The 19,105-nt window shown below is 47.7% G+C and carries 13 protein-coding genes and 1 pseudogene; 9 read left to right on the top strand and 5 right to left on the bottom strand.

Annotated features, from left to right (window positions below):
• Positions 1-8: 8 nt before the first annotated feature.
• Together PsAD26_RS01755 and PsAD26_RS01750 are read right to left on the bottom strand one after the other, a co-directional pair.
• Entirely contained in the window at positions 9-2,192 is a 2,184-nt protein-coding gene (locus PsAD26_RS01755; protein WP_063309038.1) for a hypothetical protein, read from the bottom strand.
• Between the two features lie 17 nt (positions 2,193-2,209).
• Positions 2,210-3,586, bottom strand: a complete 1,377-nt coding sequence (locus PsAD26_RS01750) for a hypothetical protein (protein ID WP_063309037.1) — start codon at positions 3,584-3,586, stop codon at positions 2,210-2,212.
• Positions 3,587-3,777: 191 nt separating this feature from the next.
• Between PsAD26_RS01750 and PsAD26_RS01745 the strand changes: the two genes are divergently transcribed.
• The 3 genes and pseudogenes from PsAD26_RS01745 to PsAD26_RS01735 all read left to right on the top strand — a co-directional run bounded on the left by PsAD26_RS01745 (position 3,778) and on the right by PsAD26_RS01735 (position 7,765).
• A complete protein-coding gene (locus tag PsAD26_RS01745; protein WP_193758234.1) occupies positions 3,778-4,851 on the top strand; it encodes a hypothetical protein in 1,074 nt (357 codons plus the stop codon).
• A gap of 760 nt (positions 4,852-5,611) precedes the next feature.
• Positions 5,612-5,866 (top strand): annotated as a pseudogene (locus tag PsAD26_RS01740) (MmcB family DNA repair protein); the annotation flags it as partial.
• A gap of 252 nt (positions 5,867-6,118) precedes the next feature.
• Entirely contained in the window at positions 6,119-7,765 is a 1,647-nt protein-coding gene (locus PsAD26_RS01735; protein WP_063309035.1) for a GMC family oxidoreductase N-terminal domain-containing protein, read from the top strand.
• Positions 7,766-7,823: 58 nt separating this feature from the next.
• Here the strand turns inward: PsAD26_RS01735 and coaBC are convergent, their stop codons facing one another.
• The 3 genes from coaBC to PsAD26_RS01720 form a co-directional block, all read right to left on the bottom strand.
• Positions 7,824-9,026, bottom strand: coding sequence for a bifunctional phosphopantothenoylcysteine decarboxylase/phosphopantothenate--cysteine ligase CoaBC (gene coaBC, locus PsAD26_RS01730; RefSeq protein WP_063309034.1), 1,203 nt, complete (start codon positions 9,024-9,026; stop codon positions 7,824-7,826).
• 149 nt (positions 9,027-9,175) lie between these two features.
• Positions 9,176-9,541, bottom strand: a complete 366-nt coding sequence (locus PsAD26_RS01725; RefSeq protein ID WP_063309033.1) for a hypothetical protein — start codon at positions 9,539-9,541, stop codon at positions 9,176-9,178.
• A gap of 159 nt (positions 9,542-9,700) precedes the next feature.
• Positions 9,701-10,933: a penicillin-binding protein activator gene (locus PsAD26_RS01720; protein WP_063309157.1), complete on the bottom strand. Its 1,233-nt coding sequence runs from the start codon at positions 10,931-10,933 to the stop codon at positions 9,701-9,703.
• Between the two features lie 357 nt (positions 10,934-11,290).
• Here PsAD26_RS01720 and rsmI point away from each other — a divergent pair, with 357 nt between their 5' ends.
• The 6 genes from rsmI to PsAD26_RS01690 all read left to right on the top strand — a co-directional run bounded on the left by rsmI (position 11,291) and on the right by PsAD26_RS01690 (position 18,888).
• A complete protein-coding gene (rsmI, locus tag PsAD26_RS01715) occupies positions 11,291-12,211 on the top strand; it encodes a 16S rRNA (cytidine(1402)-2'-O)-methyltransferase (protein WP_063309032.1) in 921 nt (306 codons plus the stop codon).
• Positions 12,177-12,584: a YraN family protein gene (locus tag PsAD26_RS01710; RefSeq protein WP_108818555.1), complete on the top strand. Its 408-nt coding sequence runs from the start codon at positions 12,177-12,179 to the stop codon at positions 12,582-12,584. The genes rsmI and PsAD26_RS01710 overlap by 35 nt, the downstream gene beginning before the upstream one ends.
• Before the next feature lie 118 nt (positions 12,585-12,702).
• Positions 12,703-13,677 carry a glutathione synthase gene (gene gshB, locus PsAD26_RS01705; RefSeq protein WP_084403535.1) on the top strand — a complete coding sequence of 325 codons (975 nt, stop codon included), beginning with the start codon at positions 12,703-12,705 and terminating at the stop codon, positions 13,675-13,677.
• 179 nt (positions 13,678-13,856) lie between these two features.
• A complete protein-coding gene (locus PsAD26_RS01700) occupies positions 13,857-15,383 on the top strand; it encodes a YifB family Mg chelatase-like AAA ATPase (RefSeq protein WP_063309031.1) in 1,527 nt (508 codons plus the stop codon).
• Positions 15,384-15,450: 67 nt separating this feature from the next.
• Positions 15,451-17,685, top strand: coding sequence for a PAS domain-containing hybrid sensor histidine kinase/response regulator (locus PsAD26_RS01695; RefSeq protein ID WP_208985458.1), 2,235 nt, complete (start codon positions 15,451-15,453; stop codon positions 17,683-17,685).
• Positions 17,686-18,045: 360 nt separating this feature from the next.
• On the top strand, positions 18,046-18,888 hold the full coding sequence (locus PsAD26_RS01690) for a GNAT family N-acyltransferase (protein WP_153041441.1): 843 nt from the start codon (positions 18,046-18,048) through the stop codon (positions 18,886-18,888).
• The last annotated feature ends 217 nt before the right edge of the window (positions 18,889-19,105 follow it).

The following is a 19,105-nucleotide window of genomic DNA, read 5'->3' as shown; positions in this document are numbered from 1 at the left end:
TGTCTCTCTCATTCCTTCCAAGAATGGATGGGGATTCTGGGACCTATAGCATTGAGAATGTTTCTGATGGTAACATTCGCAGGATGCTGAGCTCGAGCAAAGAATTTGACAGTATCATAGCGCATTCGCGTTACATCGGCTTCTTTCATGTGACGTTTAGCAAAGAGCGCATACACTCTAACTATAGATGTCTGGCCATAATTCAGACGAATCTCTTCTATTATTTTTGGAGATTGAGGTTTGTTGTTTTGCTTGTCTTCGACTTCAATAGCTGGCTTCTGTTTTTGCGAGGTTCGTTCGACGCTCAAATAGCCTTCTTTCCAGTAACTTTTCTTTGCAGTAGGGCCAATAAGGCACATATGATCATCACCTGTCGCATGACTACTGAAAGCAATATCTTTAAATATTAGAGCATCCTCATATGAGGGATGCATCGTAAACTCGGAAAATACATGGCAAGCACTGGCTGCAGATATTTCCAAGTACTTCGTGTCTTTCCCAAACATCGCACATATTTCACGGCAAAAATCTAGAGCGCCTGCTTGTATGATCTCTATTGTTCTAGCGTCTTTCGTATTAAACTCGCTAGATAAGACTATCGGCTTAATTTCACTCTTATCTTCAAAGCCCGCAGTTGTACCAGATTTGGTCTCGGATAGCAGCATCTCTATCATGGCAGTTGAAAAACCTAGCGACGAGATCCAGCGATTTCGTGCAGGTGCAAAGAAGTTTCGATACTGCAGGCCTAATCGTTCCAATCCCAAAATCTCATGGAACGAAGCAAAGTACATTCCAAAAATATTCTTGCCTGTGGCTTTGGCAAGAGCTTTTTGTGCACGCCCACTATATCCTACGTCAAAAATCCCAATTTTTTCGGTCGGCTTAAATAAATCATTGTAGTATTGAGAACTCAACTCACGTTGCTTCTCAAATCCACTCAGAATTGGATCTCCCAAGTCAATTATTGCTTTTATCAACTTATCTCTGTCACCAACTGGCTTGGTAATATCGATATCGTGTTGCTCAAAATGTGCTTTGAGCGCATCATCAACATCTAGAAAATATCGACGACGAAGGACTTCAACAATTGTCTGTTCTTTGTTGAAATGTAATTTCGAGATAGCAGCGAACGCATCCGCGCGCGTTTGAAATTGAAATGGGATACAAGCAGCCCGTGATATCCGTATATAGTTTGTACGGGGAACTTTATCTTCGAATTTTGATAGGATTTCCAGCGCTTTTAGTGGCAAATAACCATCACGAGCGGCAAAACCAATCACGTCCAATTGCTGACTCTCAGCTTCTCTTAATATCCACTTTACTAATGTAAAGACCAACGGTCCGCCTGCATAAAACCCTAAAATATAAGGATTGCCATTGGAAATCGAATTATTATTCCACCCCGTCCTAGGTTCAGTTGCGAAATGTTTATTCAGAATAAATCCGAGCACAATTCGCATTGATGGCTCTAAGCGCTCAATCTTTCCAGCCCAAATTCGATGGTTGACCCGTTTGCCAGCAAAGAATAAATCTATAGTTTTAGGGATATGAAATGATTTAATCCCAAACTGTGCAGGCTTTTTTACGTCAGCATGCAGGTTATCGCCGATATGTAGCATCTGATTGGGTTTGATGTTTAGATCAGCGAGTACGTGACTAAATAGCGAACCACTGCCTTTAGATAATCTAATCTCTGACGATACGTAATATCTGTCGATATCCGCATATCCATTCAAATGCAAAGCACTTACCAACAGTTCAGATGGCAAGTAAACATCCGAAATTATAATTACACGCTTACCATACGCAATAGCCAAATCAAAAAGAGGCTTGAGATTTTGTCTTGCTCTTAGATATTTCAATTCTGTAGCTAGTTCAATTTTCTTTATTGCGATGATTTCTTCTACACTAACCCCTGCCGCTTCTCTAAATACTGAGTAAATTTCGTCAATATTCACGTCTTCGTAATGTACGAAGTCTGTCTTCAGCCGAACTCTCGCTTGTTGCTCCGCCCAGATACGTATTTCGCAGAATGGAAAGTTGATATCACCCAAATGTTCTTGTACTTTTTTTTCTACTATGTAGAAAAGATCAGTCGGTTTAAGTACTGGCCGATCTAAAAGGGTATCAAAAACATCAAAGCTGACAGTATCAATACTCGGATCCTTGATTAGTTTAATCACATTGTCCATGAAACAAAGCTCAATCTCTATTTTGTTTTGAATTCTTCAAAATGATTATTTTGGATGGCGTTGACTACTATTGATGCTAGTTGCTTGAGTGAGCGAGCAGGGATATCTTCAGGCGAATAAACATCGTGCTGGTAGAGGTAATACTTCAACAACCGCGCAACATGATCTAACCACATTTTCCTTTTGATTGTTAACTCGAAGCCCGAGAAAGCTTTTTGGAACTGTACTTCGATTTCATCAGTTGCTGATGCTTGATATACTGCCCCAGAATATCGAAGATGGTTAAAACCTAGCATCACAACAGGCTTGTTTCTTATCAAGGCGATATAAGAAGTTTGCGATAACACAGTAGCGACCACATCCGCTACATCGATACATTCATTTATGTTGTAATCTGAAACAACCAAGCAATTTTCGTCCGCAGCCAGCTCGACAGTTTTATTGTAAAGTGGATGCGGTTTGTAAAGAACAAGCCAGTTATTTTTTTTTGCAAGGCCTAGAATGTGTCGTCCAGCCTCGTCAGCGCTTTTGAAGATTGGAGAATGATGCACGCAAGACTCTTGCGTATAGGGAAATGTGCCGGAAGCAGCATCATTGTGCCCAGCATAAAGAATAACTTTACGCCCTTTTGATTTTTCTGCGACTAACTTCGAGAGGTTTCTATAAGGCGGCAGTTCCTTCCTATTAATGCCTGTTGTCTTAAAATATTCTAACGTGCGCTCTGCAAGGGCAAGATCAGATTCATGAATGGGTAGTTTGTTGAAAGTATTTGATTTTTGAACAACAGCGCTCTCACCCATTTGCCCACAAAAGTCAAAACTTAACGTACCGGGTAGGGCTCCGTATTCTAAATACCCTATTGGAATGTCATATTGCTTGCATAGTGCAATTACTATTTGAGAAAGTGGATGGAAGCTGTTCCAGACTAATACTAAACTTGGTTTAGTGATCCTGATTGCCATCGCAGAAAAGTAATATGCGGTGTCTAGAGCACATCGGACAATATTCGTATCAGCTAAGCCGGTACCATAAGAAACGGCCGTTTTTAGATTCTCAACTAAGATATCTATATTGCCAATGTTTGTGTTGCTTTCTCCACCACGAGCAGCTGGCAATTGCATTTTTGAATTGTACCAAATCTCTGGTGGTGATTTAATTAGATTGCCATACAGAAGTTCGAGGTGCGACCATTCTTTGCGATTAATTAACGTTGAAACAAAATGTAATTCATGCGGCACCAATCGTTGAGCTAACTTATCGATTGAGGCGTAAATATCTCTTGCTCCGCAATAATCAAATACTAGTATTGAATTATTTTGCTTACTGGGCTTGTCTAAAATTTTTTTTAAGTTTGAATCGTAAAAAAAATCTGAGAATTTGCTGACATTGTGCATATTTTACGTTCGCGTGAGTAGTGACTAGTTAACGATGATGTATGAGCAATTTATATATGATAATTCAATAAGAATGTGAGATATCCCCCATTTTCTTTATTCATTACTTGCTTGATTTGTTCAGAGTTGTGTAACCGGGATGGCAGCTAAAGCCTTAAAAAGTTTCTATTTAACAATCCATGGGGGAGCAGTTGCAAATTGCGATTTTTAGTAGCGGTCTCTGGCAAAACAAACATGAGATTGCGCAATTAACTGGCCTCGATCCTGTTTTCTGCAGAGCCCAGGGTCCCATCCCTGCAAACCTGACTGCTATCTGTGGCTGGGGCTACAAGGAATCAGCAATTACTGCAAGAAAAATTGCTGCTGATTTACAGCTACCATACTGGGCAATTGAAGATGGCTTCATACGAGCCATAATGCCTGGGATCGCAGAGCCTTCAATATCAATGCTCGTAGATCGGAGTAGAATTTTCTACGACTCGACACTTCCAAGCGATTTACACAAAAAAATTGCTTTATGTAGTGGCGAGTCAACCGACAAAAAAAATCAAGCTCAACACGTGATCGACTTGCTAACGACAAGCCATATTACAAAATATAACAATTTTGATCCTGATGTTATCCCTGAATGCCTCAATAAAAAAAGGTATAATAAGAAGATTTTAGTCATCGACCAGACGTTTGGTGATGCTGCTATTTCTGGAGCTGGTGCGTCTCTCAATACTTTCGTATCAATGGTAAATTATGCCCTCGAAAACGAAGCAAATGCAGAGATAATAATTAAGACGCATCCCGATGTCGCAGCAGGTTTGAAACGAGGGCTAATTGACATTTCACTTCAAGATGATCGTGTTACTTTATTGACACAAAAAATATCTCCATGGCGACTTTTTGAATACGTTTCAGAAGTTCATACTGTTTCGAGTCAGCTTGGACTAGAGGCTGTTTTATTTGGTCATAAAGTTCATTGCTGGGGCCAAGCCTTTTATTCTGGATGGGGATTAACAACTGATCATTTTAATGGCAACTCTACTCCGAGAGTAAAGCAAGATAGGCATCAATTGGCAAAGGTAATTTACCTCGATTACTTAAAGTACTTCGATCATTGGAATCGTGAACTTATCGATTTTGATACTGCGATTGATCAAATCGTATATCTAAGAGAAAAATATCTGCTGCATCCTTACAAGGTTTATGGCTTCTTGCCGCGCCTTGCTCAAAAAGCACTTTATACCAATCTATTTCGCCCAAAAAAACGAATATAAATCAGATGTTTATAAAATATTTCTCTTAAGATCCTAGATATAATAAACGCGCACAGCCCTGTGTAGTATTCATAACAAGGATTTAATGAGTTAAGTGCTACTCTTATGTTGAATATTTTAGATTTACTAAAATTTATTGTAAATTTTCAATTAGATTGAGCAAGTATAGCAACCAAATCATCAATCAAAACAAATAAAATTTATTGATTGAACGAAAGCCTAACATCATGGGCCCTATTAACTTAAACATGAAAGTCACAAAGACTGACTTTTTTAATATGGTTGATAAATACACTGCTCGGGATGTTGCGGCGCTTTATAATTATAGCAAACCTCCCAACTATCAAGAATGATAGTAGTATAGACCAAAGTACCGATATGATTAGTCAGGACCGTGTGCCGTCTACCTTTTCGAGTACACGGATCTTTCAGGCTCCATAGTCATGATGAGAAACGGTATACCATCAGCAAAGCAAAGGCGCTAACACAATCAATATTAGCAAAAGCTCTTCAAATTATAAACTGACTTCATGGACATACAGTCCATCAAGCACATAGATGTGCGTCGTTTTTTGTCCTGCTTACGGGCAACATGCCGAAATATCTATACTCATCGGATAAGTGGCCATAGAATTGAGCAGCACAATACATTTCCGATTGAGCACAAGTCAGCAGCCATCCAGCCAATCTAGTGAGCGTTGTTTTCTTTTATGGCCCCTGCCTTCCTTTTCAGGCAAAGTTTTGTCGCATCCGCCCAAAAAAATGGCATGAATATCGCGATTATTGCGATCGTTTGTTTTTCGCCACTAGCCCGGATGTTCCGCAAGAAATCTTTCCGGAAGAAACCGGCTTTATTCTGGCTGATGACTACATGGCAGAAATCATTCGCGAAGCACCGGAACACAAGCTCTCTGCTGCCACCCGTAAAGCGGTAATTTTGCGATTTGCGCAGGCTGCAGCGAACAGACTGCACGATCTGACTGACCCGAACCAGAGAAACCTGCGCAGGGGATAAACTGGGGAAGAACCTCAGCAAGCCTCTGCGTTTCAATGTTATTTTCTGAGAATGTCTTTGGGGGAGTTAAGCGTCCAACATACTCACCAGAATGTTCAGGTTTCCGTTTTGGGAAAGGCTGACTAACATCGAAACATAATTCAGCTCATCTGCATTAGGGTGAGTGGAAAATGCGTTAAGCATTTTTGCTGTGTCATTTGCGGGAGAGTTGAGGGCTTTCGGGCATGTGATGTGTTTCTGGGGAGGGGCGCAATGGAATTTGATTATGTGATTGTTGGAGGCGGCTCAGCAGGGTGTGTGCTTGCAGCCCGACTTACAGAAGACCCTTCAGTAACCGTCTGCCTGCTTGAGGCTGGTGGTGAAGGAAAGTCCGTTTTGGTAAGAGCACCCCTTGGTATTGCAGCGATGGTTTCGGCAAAGCCCTTTGCCATCAACAATTGGGCTTTTAACTCAGTTCCACAAACAGAGCTGAACGACAGAACCACGTTCCATCCACGCGGCAAGGCTTTGGGCGGTTCCAGCGCAATCAATGCGCAACTTTATATCCGCGGCCAAAAACAGGATTATGATGGCTGGGTGGAGCAGGGTGCTGAAGGGTGGTCCTTTGATGATGTGCTGCCCTACTTCAAAAAAGCCGAATGCAATCAGCGCGGTGAAAGCGGAATGCATGGGGCCGATGGACCTTTACACGTTTCAGAGCAGCGTTCGCCTCTTCCAATCTCGCACGCCTTTTTAGCAGCAGCTGAAGGCAGGCAGATTAAACGCAACAATGACTTTAACAGCGGTGATCAGGAGGGTGTTGGGCTTTATCAGGTCACGCAGTTCCATGAGGATGATAAAAAAGGCGAGCGCTGTTCTGCTGCTGCTGCCTACCTTCATCCTGTTATGGATCGCTCCAATCTGACTGTGATTACTCATGCACGCAGTACTCGGGTATTGTTTGAAGGTAAGAAAGCCGTTGGTATTGAATACAGCCGGAAGGGCAAACTTGCGACGGTGAAAGCAGGTCGTGAGGTTATTGTCTCGGCAGGTGCTTTTCAGTCTCCGCAACTGCTCATGCTTTCTGGTGTTGGACCCGCCGATGAGCTGGCGAAACATAACATTCCGGTGCTGCATGATCTGCCTGGTGTGGGCAAGAACCTGCAGGATCATCTGGATTACACCATCAGCTATCGCTCCAATAAGACGGATATGCTGGGGTTAGGGCTTAAGCCGGGCATTCAGCTGATCAAGGAAATTATGCGTTGGCGAAAGGACGGGTCTGGCATAATTGCTTCTCCCGCGGCTGAGGGCGGAGCTTTTTTGAAGACCAGCCCGGAGCTGGACAGGCCTGACGTTCAACTACACTTCGTCATCTCTATTATTGATGACCATGGTCGGAAGCTCTATGGCGGATACGGATTTGGCTGCCACGTGTGTTTTTTGCGGCCAAAATCAACCGGGGAAGTCGGGCTCAACTCAGCAAATCCGATGGATGCACCCCGAATTGACCCGAAATATCTGACAGATCCAGAAGACATGGACGTGTTGGTGAAGGGTATCCGCATGACACGGGATATTCTGGAAGGGCCAGAGCTTTCTGACTACCGGGAGGACATGATCTACGAGTTTGGCCGTGATGAGCGCAGCATCAAGCAAGCGGTGCGGGAGAGAGCGGAGACGATCTATCACCCTGTCGGGACTTGCAAGATGGGCACAGATGAGATGTCGGTGGTCGGGCCAGACCTGAAAGTGCACGGGCTGGAAGGATTGCGTGTGATTGATGCTTCTGTGATGCCTTCGCTGATCTCAGGCAATACGAATGCGCCGACAATCATGATCGCCGAGAAAGCTTCAGACATGATCCTCGGAAAGCCGCTTTTGAGCGCTGAACACGAGAGCGAGCAGGTTTCAGCCTAAACAGCAAAAGGCCGGTACGAGCATACCGGCCTTCTAACGAGACAGTTTGGCAAACGGGTTAAGCCAGCTCTGCTATCTTTTTAACAAGCTGGCGAGCGACTTCGTCCTTACCCATTTTCGGCCAATCTTCCACGCCGGTATGGGTCACAAGACGGACGGTGTTGTTGTCGCCGCCCATAACGTTATTCTCGGGGCTGACATCGTTTGCTACAATCAGATCTGCACCTTTACGCTCCAGCTTTCCGCGAGCGTTGTTGATCAAATCATTTGTTTCGGCAGCAAAACCAACCACCAACTTCGGTCGTTTGCCCTGTAAATGTCCTACTGTTTTCAGAATATCCGGGTTTTCGACAAGGCTCAGCGCTGGTGGCAAGCCTGTTCCGTCTTTCTTGATTTTCTGGTTGCTGTCGTGAGCAACCCGCCAGTCTGCAACGGCTGCAGCCATGATCGCGATATCGGCTGGTAGCGCGCACTCAACGGCAGCCAACATAGCGCTTGCAGATTCAACGCGAATTGTCTCAACACCTTTCGGGTCTGACAGAACTGTTGGGCCTGAGACAAGCGTAACTTGCGCACCAGCATTCGCGGCGGCTTCTGCAATGGCGTAGCCTTGTTTGCCGGAGGAGCGGTTGGCGATGTAACGCACTGGATCAATCGGCTCATGGGTTGGACCAGCTGTGATAACAATGCGCTTGCCCTTCAGGGGCTGTTCTTTTGGAGAGAGGAGATCTTCAATAGCACCAACAACTTCCAGCGGCTCGGACATGCGGCCATAGCCTGCTTCGCCTTTTTCCGCCATTTCTCCAGCATTGGGGCCAACAAAATTAAGACCATCTGCTTTCAACTGAGCAACATTGCGCTGGGTTGCCGGGTGGCTCCACATTTTGGAATTCATAGCAGGTGCAACGAGCACTGGCTTGTCGTTGGCCAGTAACACACAGGAGGCCAGGTCGTCGGCCAATCCGTGCGCCATCTTTGCCATGATGTTTGCTGTGGCTGGCGCCACGACAACAAGGTCCGCCTCACGCGACAAGCGAATGTGGCCGACATCGTGCTCGGCTTCTCTATCAAACAGCTCGGTGAAGACTGTGTCGCCCGTCAATGCACCAACAGCAAGCGGTGTGATGAACTGAGAACCACCGTTGGTCAGAACTGCCCGAACTTGCGCGCCTCGCTCTTGCAGGCGGCGGATCAGATCCAGCGATTTGTAGGCTGCAATACCGCCTGTGATGATAAGGAGAATGCGCTTATCTGAAAGCATTTTGAAACCACCTTTTGCGCAGGCTTGATCACCATCAGGCCCGCCAACTCATTTCCTGAGGTATTTCTATCCGTTTTCACTCCGGATTTCATTAGTTTCCTAAAGGCCTTTCGTCCCATTGGGTAAATCGCGGTAACACTGCAGCCCCATCAGATCCTGAACTTTCCGGGGTGGGGCCATATTTCCTCTTCAGGTTTGTCAAATTGCATCAGTTCGATGAGGTTTCGACCTTCCAGAATGAAGGCAACCCAGACGCCTTTGGCCGGACTTTCAGGAGATAAAATAACGTTCTTGCCCTCAAGAGCCTTGGCAAGATCATCAACCACATAGGCAACATGAGGAGTTGTCTTGATTATCTCGGGGAGAGGATTGTCATCATCAAAGTTCATCCACTCAATTGCATAGGGGCCTTCAAAATAGCCTGTTGCAGTGAGTTTGAGGGTTTTGTTGTGGTGCGTTGCCGGCAGCTTTTCACTGGTGGGAATGCCGACATGATGAAAGCGTAGTTCCTGCATGGCTCTTTGCCTCTAATGGCGATTTTGCCAATGCAGATTAGGCTTCTCCGATCACCATGATCCCAAGATAACAGGTGCAATTGAAGAGATCCTTCAGAGCCACACACAAAAAAGCCCCGCTCTTGCGAGCGAGGCTTTCAACATCAGAAGTTCCAGAGCCTAGAATTGGCCGGAGAAGCTGCGAGGTGCTGGAGCAATTGGTTCGGCAGTCCTCTTGCCAGAAACAGCATAAACCGCAAGTCCACGGTCATTCAGGCCATCTTGCTGGAAGCGGAAGATACCATCAATGCCGAGGAAACCATCACGGTTGGTCAACACACGATCAGAGAAACGATCAGGCCCAGCGGAGCGGACCAGCCCAGCGGCCAGAATTGTTGCATCATAAGCCAAGGAAGCGTTGCGCGGTGGCTGGGAGCCATAGGTTTCGCGGTAACGGGTCGCAAGACGTTCAAAGCTCTGGTTATCCGGACCCGGGAACCAGCTGCCAACCATGACAGGAGACTGGAGGATATCCGGCGTGTTCCACTGACCACTGCCGATCATCTTCACTTCACCAAGGCTTGCACCCATTTCGGTCATCACTTGCATAACAAACGGAGGAACACCGCCACCTTCAGGAACAAACAGAGTGTCCACCTGCGAAATAGAGCGGCTCAGGCTGGCAACGCGGGCGCGGATGTCTTCAGCATTGCCCGGGATATAGCGCTCAATGGTGATGATACGGCCATTTGTTTGCCCAACAGCCTGACGGAATGCAGCTTCAGCAACCGCACCATAGGCATTGTTTGGCAACAGCGCGGAATAGGAGCGGCGCTCTTGTTCTGCTGCGTAGGACACGATCCGGTTTACATCAGATACTGGCAGGTAGCTGAGCAGATATGTGCCCGGCTTTGCTGCATTGGTATCAGAGGAGAATGCAACGATTGGAACACCAGACCGGCGTGCAACAGCAGATGCACCCTGAACAGCTGGGGCAAAAACCGGGCCGATAAGGAGTTCTGCGCCTTCACTGATCGCCTGCTGGGCAGCAATGCTTGCGCCCTCAGAGGTTCCACCAGTGTCTTTTACGAGCAGCTGGATGTCAGCACCCTGAAAATCCTCAAGCGCGAGCTTGGCGGAATTTTCGAAAAGAGTGGCAACAGAAGCGGCGGATTGACCTTCGCCAGAATATGGCAGCAGCAGGCCAACACGAACGGAGCCATTGCCAATGGCACGGCCCGAGACCAGCTGCGGCTGGCCATTTGGGTTTAAATCAGGCTGAAAAGGAGTGTTCACCGATGAGAAATTAGGTGAATTAACACAGCCAGCCAACAGGACGGAGACGCCGAGTGCAGCCCCTGTCACAAGTTTGCGGAAGCTCATTCCACGCAGTGTGGCTGATCCTAAGCTCATGGATGCCCCATCTATTCCGAAGGCCATTCGATCAATCCCTCGTTTTGCAAGGGATGAAATCCGGCAATTTACATTTAGAACTCGTCGCGATTGCTCACGCGCCATGCTCTAATCGATTATTATGCGCACACTCTTATCCGAAAACCGGACCCCACTTCTCGGAGATATGCCTTAGTTTGGTTTATTTCTACAGATCCAACGCAGTTAATACAGCCTCAACCCAAGGAAATCCGCGATTTTTTTAAGGATTCTGTCAAAAACTCCCCGTTGTAATTAGTCATTTTGCGGTTTGTTGGTTAGATGTGCACTCTCTACTGTGCAAAACTTGCTCCATTCTGGAGCTCTCACGAGGCGACCATGGATCATTCCGAAGCTGCATCCGAGCGGAAATACTATATTGGCGAGCATTCGCTAACGGCTAAACGGATTGAACCGGGATTGCACATCGTTTCGACCCCAATCGGCAATTTGCAAGACATAACAATCCGTGCGCTGGAAACTTTGGCTGCTTGTGATCTTATTGCCTGCGAGGATACTCGTGTGACGGGTGTCTTGTTGCAGCGTTATGGCATCCGCACCCAGATGATGACCTATCACGAGCACAATGCCCACAGACAACTGCCTAAGATTTTGGAGGCATTGGGTGCTGGGCGAACCGTTGCATTGGTCTCCGATGCAGGTACGCCGCTCATCTCTGATCCAGGTTTTCGGCTTGTAGGTGATGTGGTGGAGCACGGACACAAGGTGGTGCCAATTCCAGGTGCCTCAGCTATGTTGAGCGGTCTGGTTGGTGCCGGTTTACCCTCTGACACTATTTTGTTTGCTGGCTTTCTGCCCAATAAGACCCACGGCAGAAAGAAACGTCTTGAAGAACTGAGAGATATTCCGGCGACACTGGTGTTTTATGAGAGTCCTCACAGAGTTGGGGCTTCTCTTATCGATATGACTGAAATTCTTGGGAAGCGTAAAGCAGCTGTTGCACGCGAGCTGACCAAGCGGTTTGAGACCTTCCAGCGTGGTACCCTTGCAGAACTGAGTGATTTCTATTCGGGGGATCGCCCTAAGGGAGAAATTGTTATTCTTGTCTCACCACCTGAAGAGCAGGAACTGACCGAGGTTGATGCAGACGAACTGTTGCTAGAGGCATTGAAAGAAATGCCAGTGAGCGCAGCAGCGAAGAAAGTCTCCAAAGCAACCGGGGTGGATCGAAAGGCGATTTATACCCGTGCGATGGAGCTTAAAAATGCAGGAACCGCAGAAGAGCCCGAGAGCGACTAAAAGCAACCTTCTTAAGAAGCAGGCTGCTTATCGAAAAGGACTACAGGCGGAGCTGAAAGCAGAGATGCTGCTTCGCCAAGCGGGCTGGCAGATTCTTGAAAGACGCTACAAAACCAAGCAGGGCGAGATCGATTTGATCGCCGAACAAGACCAGACGATCGTGTTTGTGGAGGTGAAAGCCAGGCGGGGTGTGGATGATGGCTTATATGCAATCACGCAACGCTCTCAACGAAGGATTGCAAATGCCGCCCGAGAATGGGTTTCCCATCACAACGATGTGGTTGGAAAAACCTTGCGATTTGATGCGGTTATTCTTCCCAAACATGGAGAAGCCCAGCACTTCCCTAATCTTTTTGAAGCTGAAATTTTTTAGGAAACAAATATTTTATCGCAAAAATGTAGACAAATTGCTTTCTGACCCACATATCTGCAGCTAACATCCATTTTTATTTACATGGATTTCTATCCCAGCGTTATTTCAGGAGTGCCTCATGTCCCAAGCAGCTTCTTCTGGTGCCAAGCGGCCGCTTAAAGTCGCCGTTCAGATGGACCATATCTCAACCATCAAAATTGCGGGCGACAGTGCTTTTGCTCTGATGCTAGAAGCGCAGGATCGTGGTTATGAGCTGTATCATTACACACCAGAGCGTCTGGCCCTGTGGGGTGAAAAGGTTATGTGCCGCGTTGAGCCGGTAACCGTGCGCGACGAAGCTGGCAATCACTTCAGTTTTGGTGAGCCTCAGCGCGTTGACATGTCTGAGATGGATGTCGTTCTGATGCGTCAGGATCCTCCGTTTGATCTGGCTTACATCGCAGCAACCCACATTCTCGAAAAGCTTTCCGAGACAACGCTGGTCCTGAACAATCCAGTCTCTGTGCGTAATGCGCCAGAGAAACTGTTTGTGACCCAGTTTGCCGACCTGATGCCGCCAACGCTGATTACTCATGATCGCGAAGAGATCGACGAGTTCCGCAATATCCATAGCGACATTGTGATGAAGCCGCTGTTTGGACATGGCGGAGCTGCTGTTTTCCGCGTGACCAAGGATGACCTGAACTACGGTTCTCTTTATGACTTCTTCTCCGTCACGTTCCGCGAGCCTTGGGTTATTCAGAAGTTCCTGCCAAATGTGAAACACGGCGATAAGCGCATTCTGTTGGTCGATGGCGAGTTTGCTGGTGCAGTAAACCGTGTCCCTGCAGAAGGTGACCTGCGCTCCAACATGGTACGCGGTGGGTCTCCAAAAGACAGTGACCTGACTGAACGTGAAAGAGAGATTTGCGCGCGCCTTGGGCCGACACTGAAGGAGCAAGGACTCATTCTCGTTGGTATCGATGTGATTGACGGAAACCTCACTGAAATCAACGTGACTGCCCCAACTGGCATTCGAGCGATCCAGAAGCTGGGCGGGCCAGATGTGGCCGGCATGGTCTGGGATGTGCTTGAGAAAAAGCTGGAAGCCTAAAAAGTAACAAAAGCCCTGTTCTTCAACAGGGCTTTTCTTTTTCATCATGAACTCCGAGAATTCAGGTAGAGCTTCTTAGGGGAGCTTTCGTATTTCTGAGTATTCAAGGCTTGTGTGTTTCTCATTCGTTCCTGCTTAATTACTACAATGATGATTAATTGTGGCCGCAGGAGTGTCAGATGTTTGCTCGCATCTCTACCGTTTCCTTTCAGGGTGTCGACGCTGCAAATGTTGACGTGCAGGTCCAGATTAGCCCCGGATCCGTCTATTTCACTCTTGTTGGTCTGCCCGACAAGGCAATTGCAGAGAGCAAAGAGCGAGTTCGTTCAGCACTCATAGCCTCCGGCCTGGCGCTAGCAGCCAAACGTGTGACGGTTAATCTTGCGCCGGCTGACCTGCCTAAGGAAGGATCTCATTACGACCTTCCAATTGCGCTGGGGCTCTTGGTGGCGATGGGGGCATTGCCTGCGGAAGCTGTCGAAGGCTTCCTCGTTCTAGGTGAGCTCTCACTGGATGGCAGCATTTCGCACGTCAACGGAGCCCTTCCAGCTGCAATCGCTGCTGTTGCAAACGGGAAAGGTTTGATCTGTCCGGCAAGTTGCGGCTCTGAAGCGGCATGGGCGGATGAGAACCTGAAGATTATGGCCGCGGGATCACTGGTTCAGCTCTATCGCGCATTGAAAGGTGACATTACTCTTTCTGCGCCAAAACCACGTAGCTCTCCACAAGCTGCCAATTCACTGGATCTTGCCGACATTAGAGGTCAGGAAACAGCGAAGCGGGCACTGGAGATTGCTGCGGCTGGCTCTCATAACCTGATGATGATTGGCCCTCCAGGCTCTGGGAAGACCTTACTCGCGAGCAGGTTACCTGCTCTTTTGCCACCACTCTCAGCTCGCGAACTGCTGGAAGTTTCCATGATCGCTTCCATATCAGGAGAGTTGGAGGATGGCGCTTTGAGCAATCAACGCCCCTTCCGGGCACCACATCACTCTGCCTCCATGGCCTCACTGGTTGGCGGAGGCATAAAAGCCAGACCCGGCGAAGTATCCATGGCTCACAATGGTGTGCTTTTTTTGGATGAGCTGCCAGAGTTCGATAGTTCCGTTCTGGACAGCTTGAGGCAGCCTATTGAGAACGGTGTGGCGACGATTGTTCGCGCCAATTATCGGGTGAGCTATCCATCCATGGTGCAAGTGGTTGCCGCGATGAACCCTTGCCGTTGCGGATATGCCGGAGAGCCGGGACATACTTGCAGGCGAGGCGATAAATGCGCCAGTTCTTATCAATCACGAGTTTCCGGGCCATTCCTTGACCGGATGGATCTGCAACTTCATGTTCCTGCGGTTTCTGCAAGAGACCTGATCTGCCCACGCACTTCTGAGAGTTCGCAGGTGGTTGCTCAACGTGTGGCAGGTGCTCGTGCAATACAGCAAGCTCGCTATGCCTCTCTTGGACTAGACATCACCGTCAATGCACATGCCAGTGCGCGGACCATTGAGCAAATTGTTGCGCTGGATCAGGGCAGTAAGGAGTTGATTGAGCAGGCATCCATACAGTTTGGTCTTTCTGCACGTGGCTACCATCGGGTTCTGAAATTATCGCGGACAATTGCAGATATGGACGGGTCAGATTCCGTTCAGCGTATTCACTTGGCCGAGGCCCTGAGTTTCAAGCGCTCTTCCGCCTATTTGGCCGCAGCATAATCTGTTATATCCTACCAATTGAATTTTACTGATTTACCGAAATAGTTCGGGTGGAGCAAAAGCAGTGTTGAAACGGAGACTAAAAACTGAGGAGAGCACCCATGTTGTTACTCAGGCCCGTGTGTCTCTGATTAAGCAAAGCGAAATCACCGAAAAATCCTCCTTTGTTCTAAAGAGTCTCTCTATTTTTGTCGGCGTTATATGCTTGCTGATTGCGCTGCTGCTGACTGATTGGCGATCTGCACAAAGCCTCTATGTTGTGTTGCTTGCCTTTGGGGCTGGTGCCGTTTTGTTTCGGCGATTTCCGGCAAGTGATGTTATTGCACAAAGTTGGAAAACAGCTCAGATCCGCAGTGAAGTTGAACAACTTGAAGATCCATCCGAATTAGCTAGTGATGCTGACTGGCAACTGCGCGAAGCGGATGATCGGCACCGCTCTATTCTGGATGCGCTGGGCGCCATCGTGATCCGTTGTGACAGCGAAGGCCTGGTGCTTTCCGTGAATGATGCAGGCAAACGCAATTTTCCCACTGGATTTGGTGTTGAAATCGGACGGGCTATTCATCTGCCCTATGCTGAAGACTTCACACCCGACCTTGAGGAAGGGGCGGCTGGAGCAACCGAAGACGTTGCTTTGCGCACAAAACACGGCACCCGCTGGTATTCACTCCTGCGCCTGAGCATTCGCGATGGCGGCGGTGGAGCTCCGATCATTCAGTGGATCCTCACGGATGTCACTGACAGGCGACAAGCTGAGCAAAAGTTGCGCGAAGATCGTGACCATGCAGCAAATGCCAGTGAGGCAAAATCTCGTTTTCTTGCGATGGTCAGTCACGAAATTCGAACGCCCTTAAACGGCGTCTTGGGCATGGCAGATTTGTTGGATGACACGACAACCACTGCAGAGCAGCAAAACTACATTAATGCGATCAGAACCTCAGGCTCTACGCTTTTGATGCTTATTGATGAGGTTCTTGATTACTCCAAGATCGAAGCGGGTAAGCTGGAATTGGAAACTGGCAGTGTTGAGCTTACTCCGCTAGTGGAGCGCGTTGTGGAGTTGCTCTCTCCCAAAGCTCATGCAAAGGGGTTGCAGATTGGTTCATTTATCAATCCATCCGTTCCAGATACCATCCAGAGCGACCCTGCACGGTTGCAGCAAGTCCTATACAATCTGGTTGGAAACGCGATCAAATTTACAGAAGAGGGCGGTGTTTCATTAGTCCTGCAAGTCGCTACTGATACCACAGGCCATCATTTGCTGGAGTTCTGTGTTCAAGATACTGGCCCTGGCATGGATGAAATCACCGCAGCTCGCATCTTCCGGGAATTTGAACAGGGTGAGTATGGCCGCGATCGCAAGTTCGATGGAGCAGGCCTGGGTCTGGCAATTTCCAAACGGCTGGCTGAGCTAATGGGAAGTTCACTCACCGTTCAGAGTCAGTTGGGTTGCGGCTCCACCTTCCTTCTTGAGATGCCTGTTGATGAGATTTCTGCTGACCCTGCCGAAAGTCATGAAGATCGCATCGCGATCGTAACCAGCAATCAGATTGAAGCCAGCCTTGTCCATAAAACGCTCAGCACCAGCGGGTTCATTCACACCAAGGTTCTGCAAGTAGACGAACTCGAAGAATTGCCTCTAACGCCACATTTTGACCGTTTGCTTGTTGGTGAAGAATATGTGGAACGCATTCGCAATTTCTATGGGCAGCAATCTGAGAGTGCGCCAGAGATCTTTGTCCTCATTAAACCTCAGGAGCGGGCACGGATTGCCGACATCAAGACCGGGGAGTTTTCTGGCTACTTGACCCGTCCTGTTCGTCGCAGCTCACTGCTTCGGGTGCTTTCACCAGGCTCGCTGCTGACAGATGAGGTTGATAGCGATGTAACAGAAGAAGAGGTGGCGCCTATACAGCAAGGCCAAAACACAAATCTCAATGTGTTAGTGGCCGAAGATAATCCAATTAACTGGATGCTGGTTCAAGCACTACTGGACAAACTGGGCCACAGATCAGAGCTTGCGGAGGATGGGCATAAGGCTGTTTCGCTCTGTGCCAGCGGCACATTTGATATTGTGCTTATGGATCTGCACATGCCCGGTCTGGATGGACTTGAAGCCATCTCCAAAATTAGAGGCAGGGAAGACAAATCTGCGTCGCAAGTGCCAATTTATGTTGTTTCAGCAGATGTTATGCCGGAGGCAAAAGAAGAGGCTCTTAAGGCCGGAGCAGACGGTTTTTTAAGCAAACCCCTAAAAAAGCAGGATCTCGAGGCTGTTTTAAAACGCTATGCTAAGAGATAGCTCGGTATATTTAGCCTGTTCAATATCACGAGGCGGTTGTTATACTCAGATTAACCGCGACCGCAGCATTGTTTAGCAAATGTGAGCGTCGTTACGCGGGTAAATGTTGGTGTTGTGTCACTCAACTGTCCTAAAATGGGCTTATATCACAGATTGACTACCCAAAATTGACATGGGTGACTCAATTGGTGCAAATTCAGAAAGGCGTTCTCATTATTGCAATGTTTCTTAAACACCTAAGCAATATGAGATAATAATAGTATGGCTGGATCTGGACATATTTCCCCGATGAAAGTCCTAAAAAAGTTCACACCGAGTAAGCTGTCAGGGCGACCTGCGCCGCGGTGGATCCCTCAGGCAATGCTTGGAAAAATGCCGGAGGCAGGACAAAGCCTTGGCAAAGTCGGACCACTCGAGGTTCGTCTTTCCAACGGAGCCAAAGAACTCAAGCAATCTCAACGTTTACGCTACGAAGTGTTTTACGAAGAAATGTCTGCAATTGCAGATGCACAAACGCAGTTGTCGCGGCTTGACCGTGACAGTTATGATGAGATTTGTGATCATCTGCTGGTCGTTGATCACAACAGCCAGGTTCGAAACAAGCCGTTTTCCAAGCTCAAGCCACAGATTGTAGGCACATACCGGTTGCTTCGTCAGGAACTTGCACAGCTCAATGGCGGTTTCTACACAGCAGGCGAGTTTGATATTCAAGGGATTCTGGATCGTCACAGTGATCTGAATTTCATGGAACTCGGTCGTTCTTGTGTTTTGAAACCTTATCGCACCAAGAAGACCGTAGAATTGCTATGGCATGGCATCTGGTCTTATGTGCTGACGCACAATGTAGATGTTATGATTGGCTGTGCCTCTATCGAAGGTACTGATCCTGATCTTCTTGCTGAGCAGCTTTCCTTCCTGCATCATTTTGCTGGTGCGCCGGAGGAATGGCATGTTTCAGCACTGCCGGACCAGTACGTGGAGATGAACCGCATTGCAAAGGACCAAGTGGATCAACGCGCTGCGCTGCGCTCTCTGCCCCCATTGATCAAAGGATATCTACGCCTTGGCGCCTATATCGGTAACGGAGCAGTTGTTGATCACCAGTTCGGTACCACTGATGTTTTGATCATCATGCCAGTGTCCAAGCTGAACTCACGCTATGTGAACTACTATGGTCAAGATGCCAGCCGGTATTCCAGCTGATCACAGAGCTACTAGTATCTCAAAATGGAGAGGGCGGGTTTCCGCCCTTTTTTATTTGCGTAGAAGCGCTAGCATCTCTACATATTTTTGGCATTTCTCAGCCAACTGCGCGCAATTCACCCCAATAGCTTAACGCTCAATTAAGCGTGTTTCCCTAAAATCGTTCGTGTTTTGTATCCAGGTTGCGATCTCCCTCCCAAGCGGTCAGCAGCCTGAG

Source organism: Pseudovibrio sp. Ad26 (assembly GCF_001623285.1).
Classification (GTDB): Bacteria; Pseudomonadota; Alphaproteobacteria; order Rhizobiales; family Stappiaceae; genus Pseudovibrio; species Pseudovibrio ascidiaceicola.
Note: the sequence above shows the minus strand (reverse complement) of the source record. Positions and strands in the feature narration are given on the sequence as shown.

What these genes read in the sequence shown, in the direction of transcription:
- PsAD26_RS01725 (WP_063309033.1), bottom strand. Translation starts at nt 9,541, where the DNA reads ATGCAGGAACTACGCTTTCATCATGTCGGCATTCCCACCAGTGAAAAG.
- PsAD26_RS01720 (WP_063309157.1), bottom strand. Translation starts at nt 10,933, where the DNA reads ATGAGCTTAGGATCAGCCACACTGCGTGGAATGAGCTTCCGCAAACTT.
- PsAD26_RS01735 (WP_063309035.1), top strand. Translation starts at nt 6,119, where the DNA reads ATGGAATTTGATTATGTGATTGTTGGAGGCGGCTCAGCAGGGTGTGTG.
- gshB (WP_084403535.1), top strand. Translation starts at nt 12,703, where the DNA reads ATGTCCCAAGCAGCTTCTTCTGGTGCCAAGCGGCCGCTTAAAGTCGCC.
- rsmI (WP_063309032.1), top strand. Translation starts at nt 11,291, where the DNA reads ATGGATCATTCCGAAGCTGCATCCGAGCGGAAATACTATATTGGCGAG.
- PsAD26_RS01755 (WP_063309038.1), bottom strand. Translation starts at nt 2,192, where the DNA reads ATGGACAATGTGATTAAACTAATCAAGGATCCGAGTATTGATACTGTC.
- PsAD26_RS01750 (WP_063309037.1), bottom strand. Translation starts at nt 3,586, where the DNA reads ATGCACAATGTCAGCAAATTCTCAGATTTTTTTTACGATTCAAACTTA.
- PsAD26_RS01700 (WP_063309031.1), top strand. Translation starts at nt 13,857, where the DNA reads ATGTTTGCTCGCATCTCTACCGTTTCCTTTCAGGGTGTCGACGCTGCA.
- PsAD26_RS01710 (WP_108818555.1), top strand. Translation starts at nt 12,177, where the DNA reads ATGCAGGAACCGCAGAAGAGCCCGAGAGCGACTAAAAGCAACCTTCTT.
- PsAD26_RS01690 (WP_153041441.1), top strand. Translation starts at nt 18,046, where the DNA reads ATGCTTGGAAAAATGCCGGAGGCAGGACAAAGCCTTGGCAAAGTCGGA.
- coaBC (WP_063309034.1), bottom strand. Translation starts at nt 9,026, where the DNA reads ATGCTTTCAGATAAGCGCATTCTCCTTATCATCACAGGCGGTATTGCA.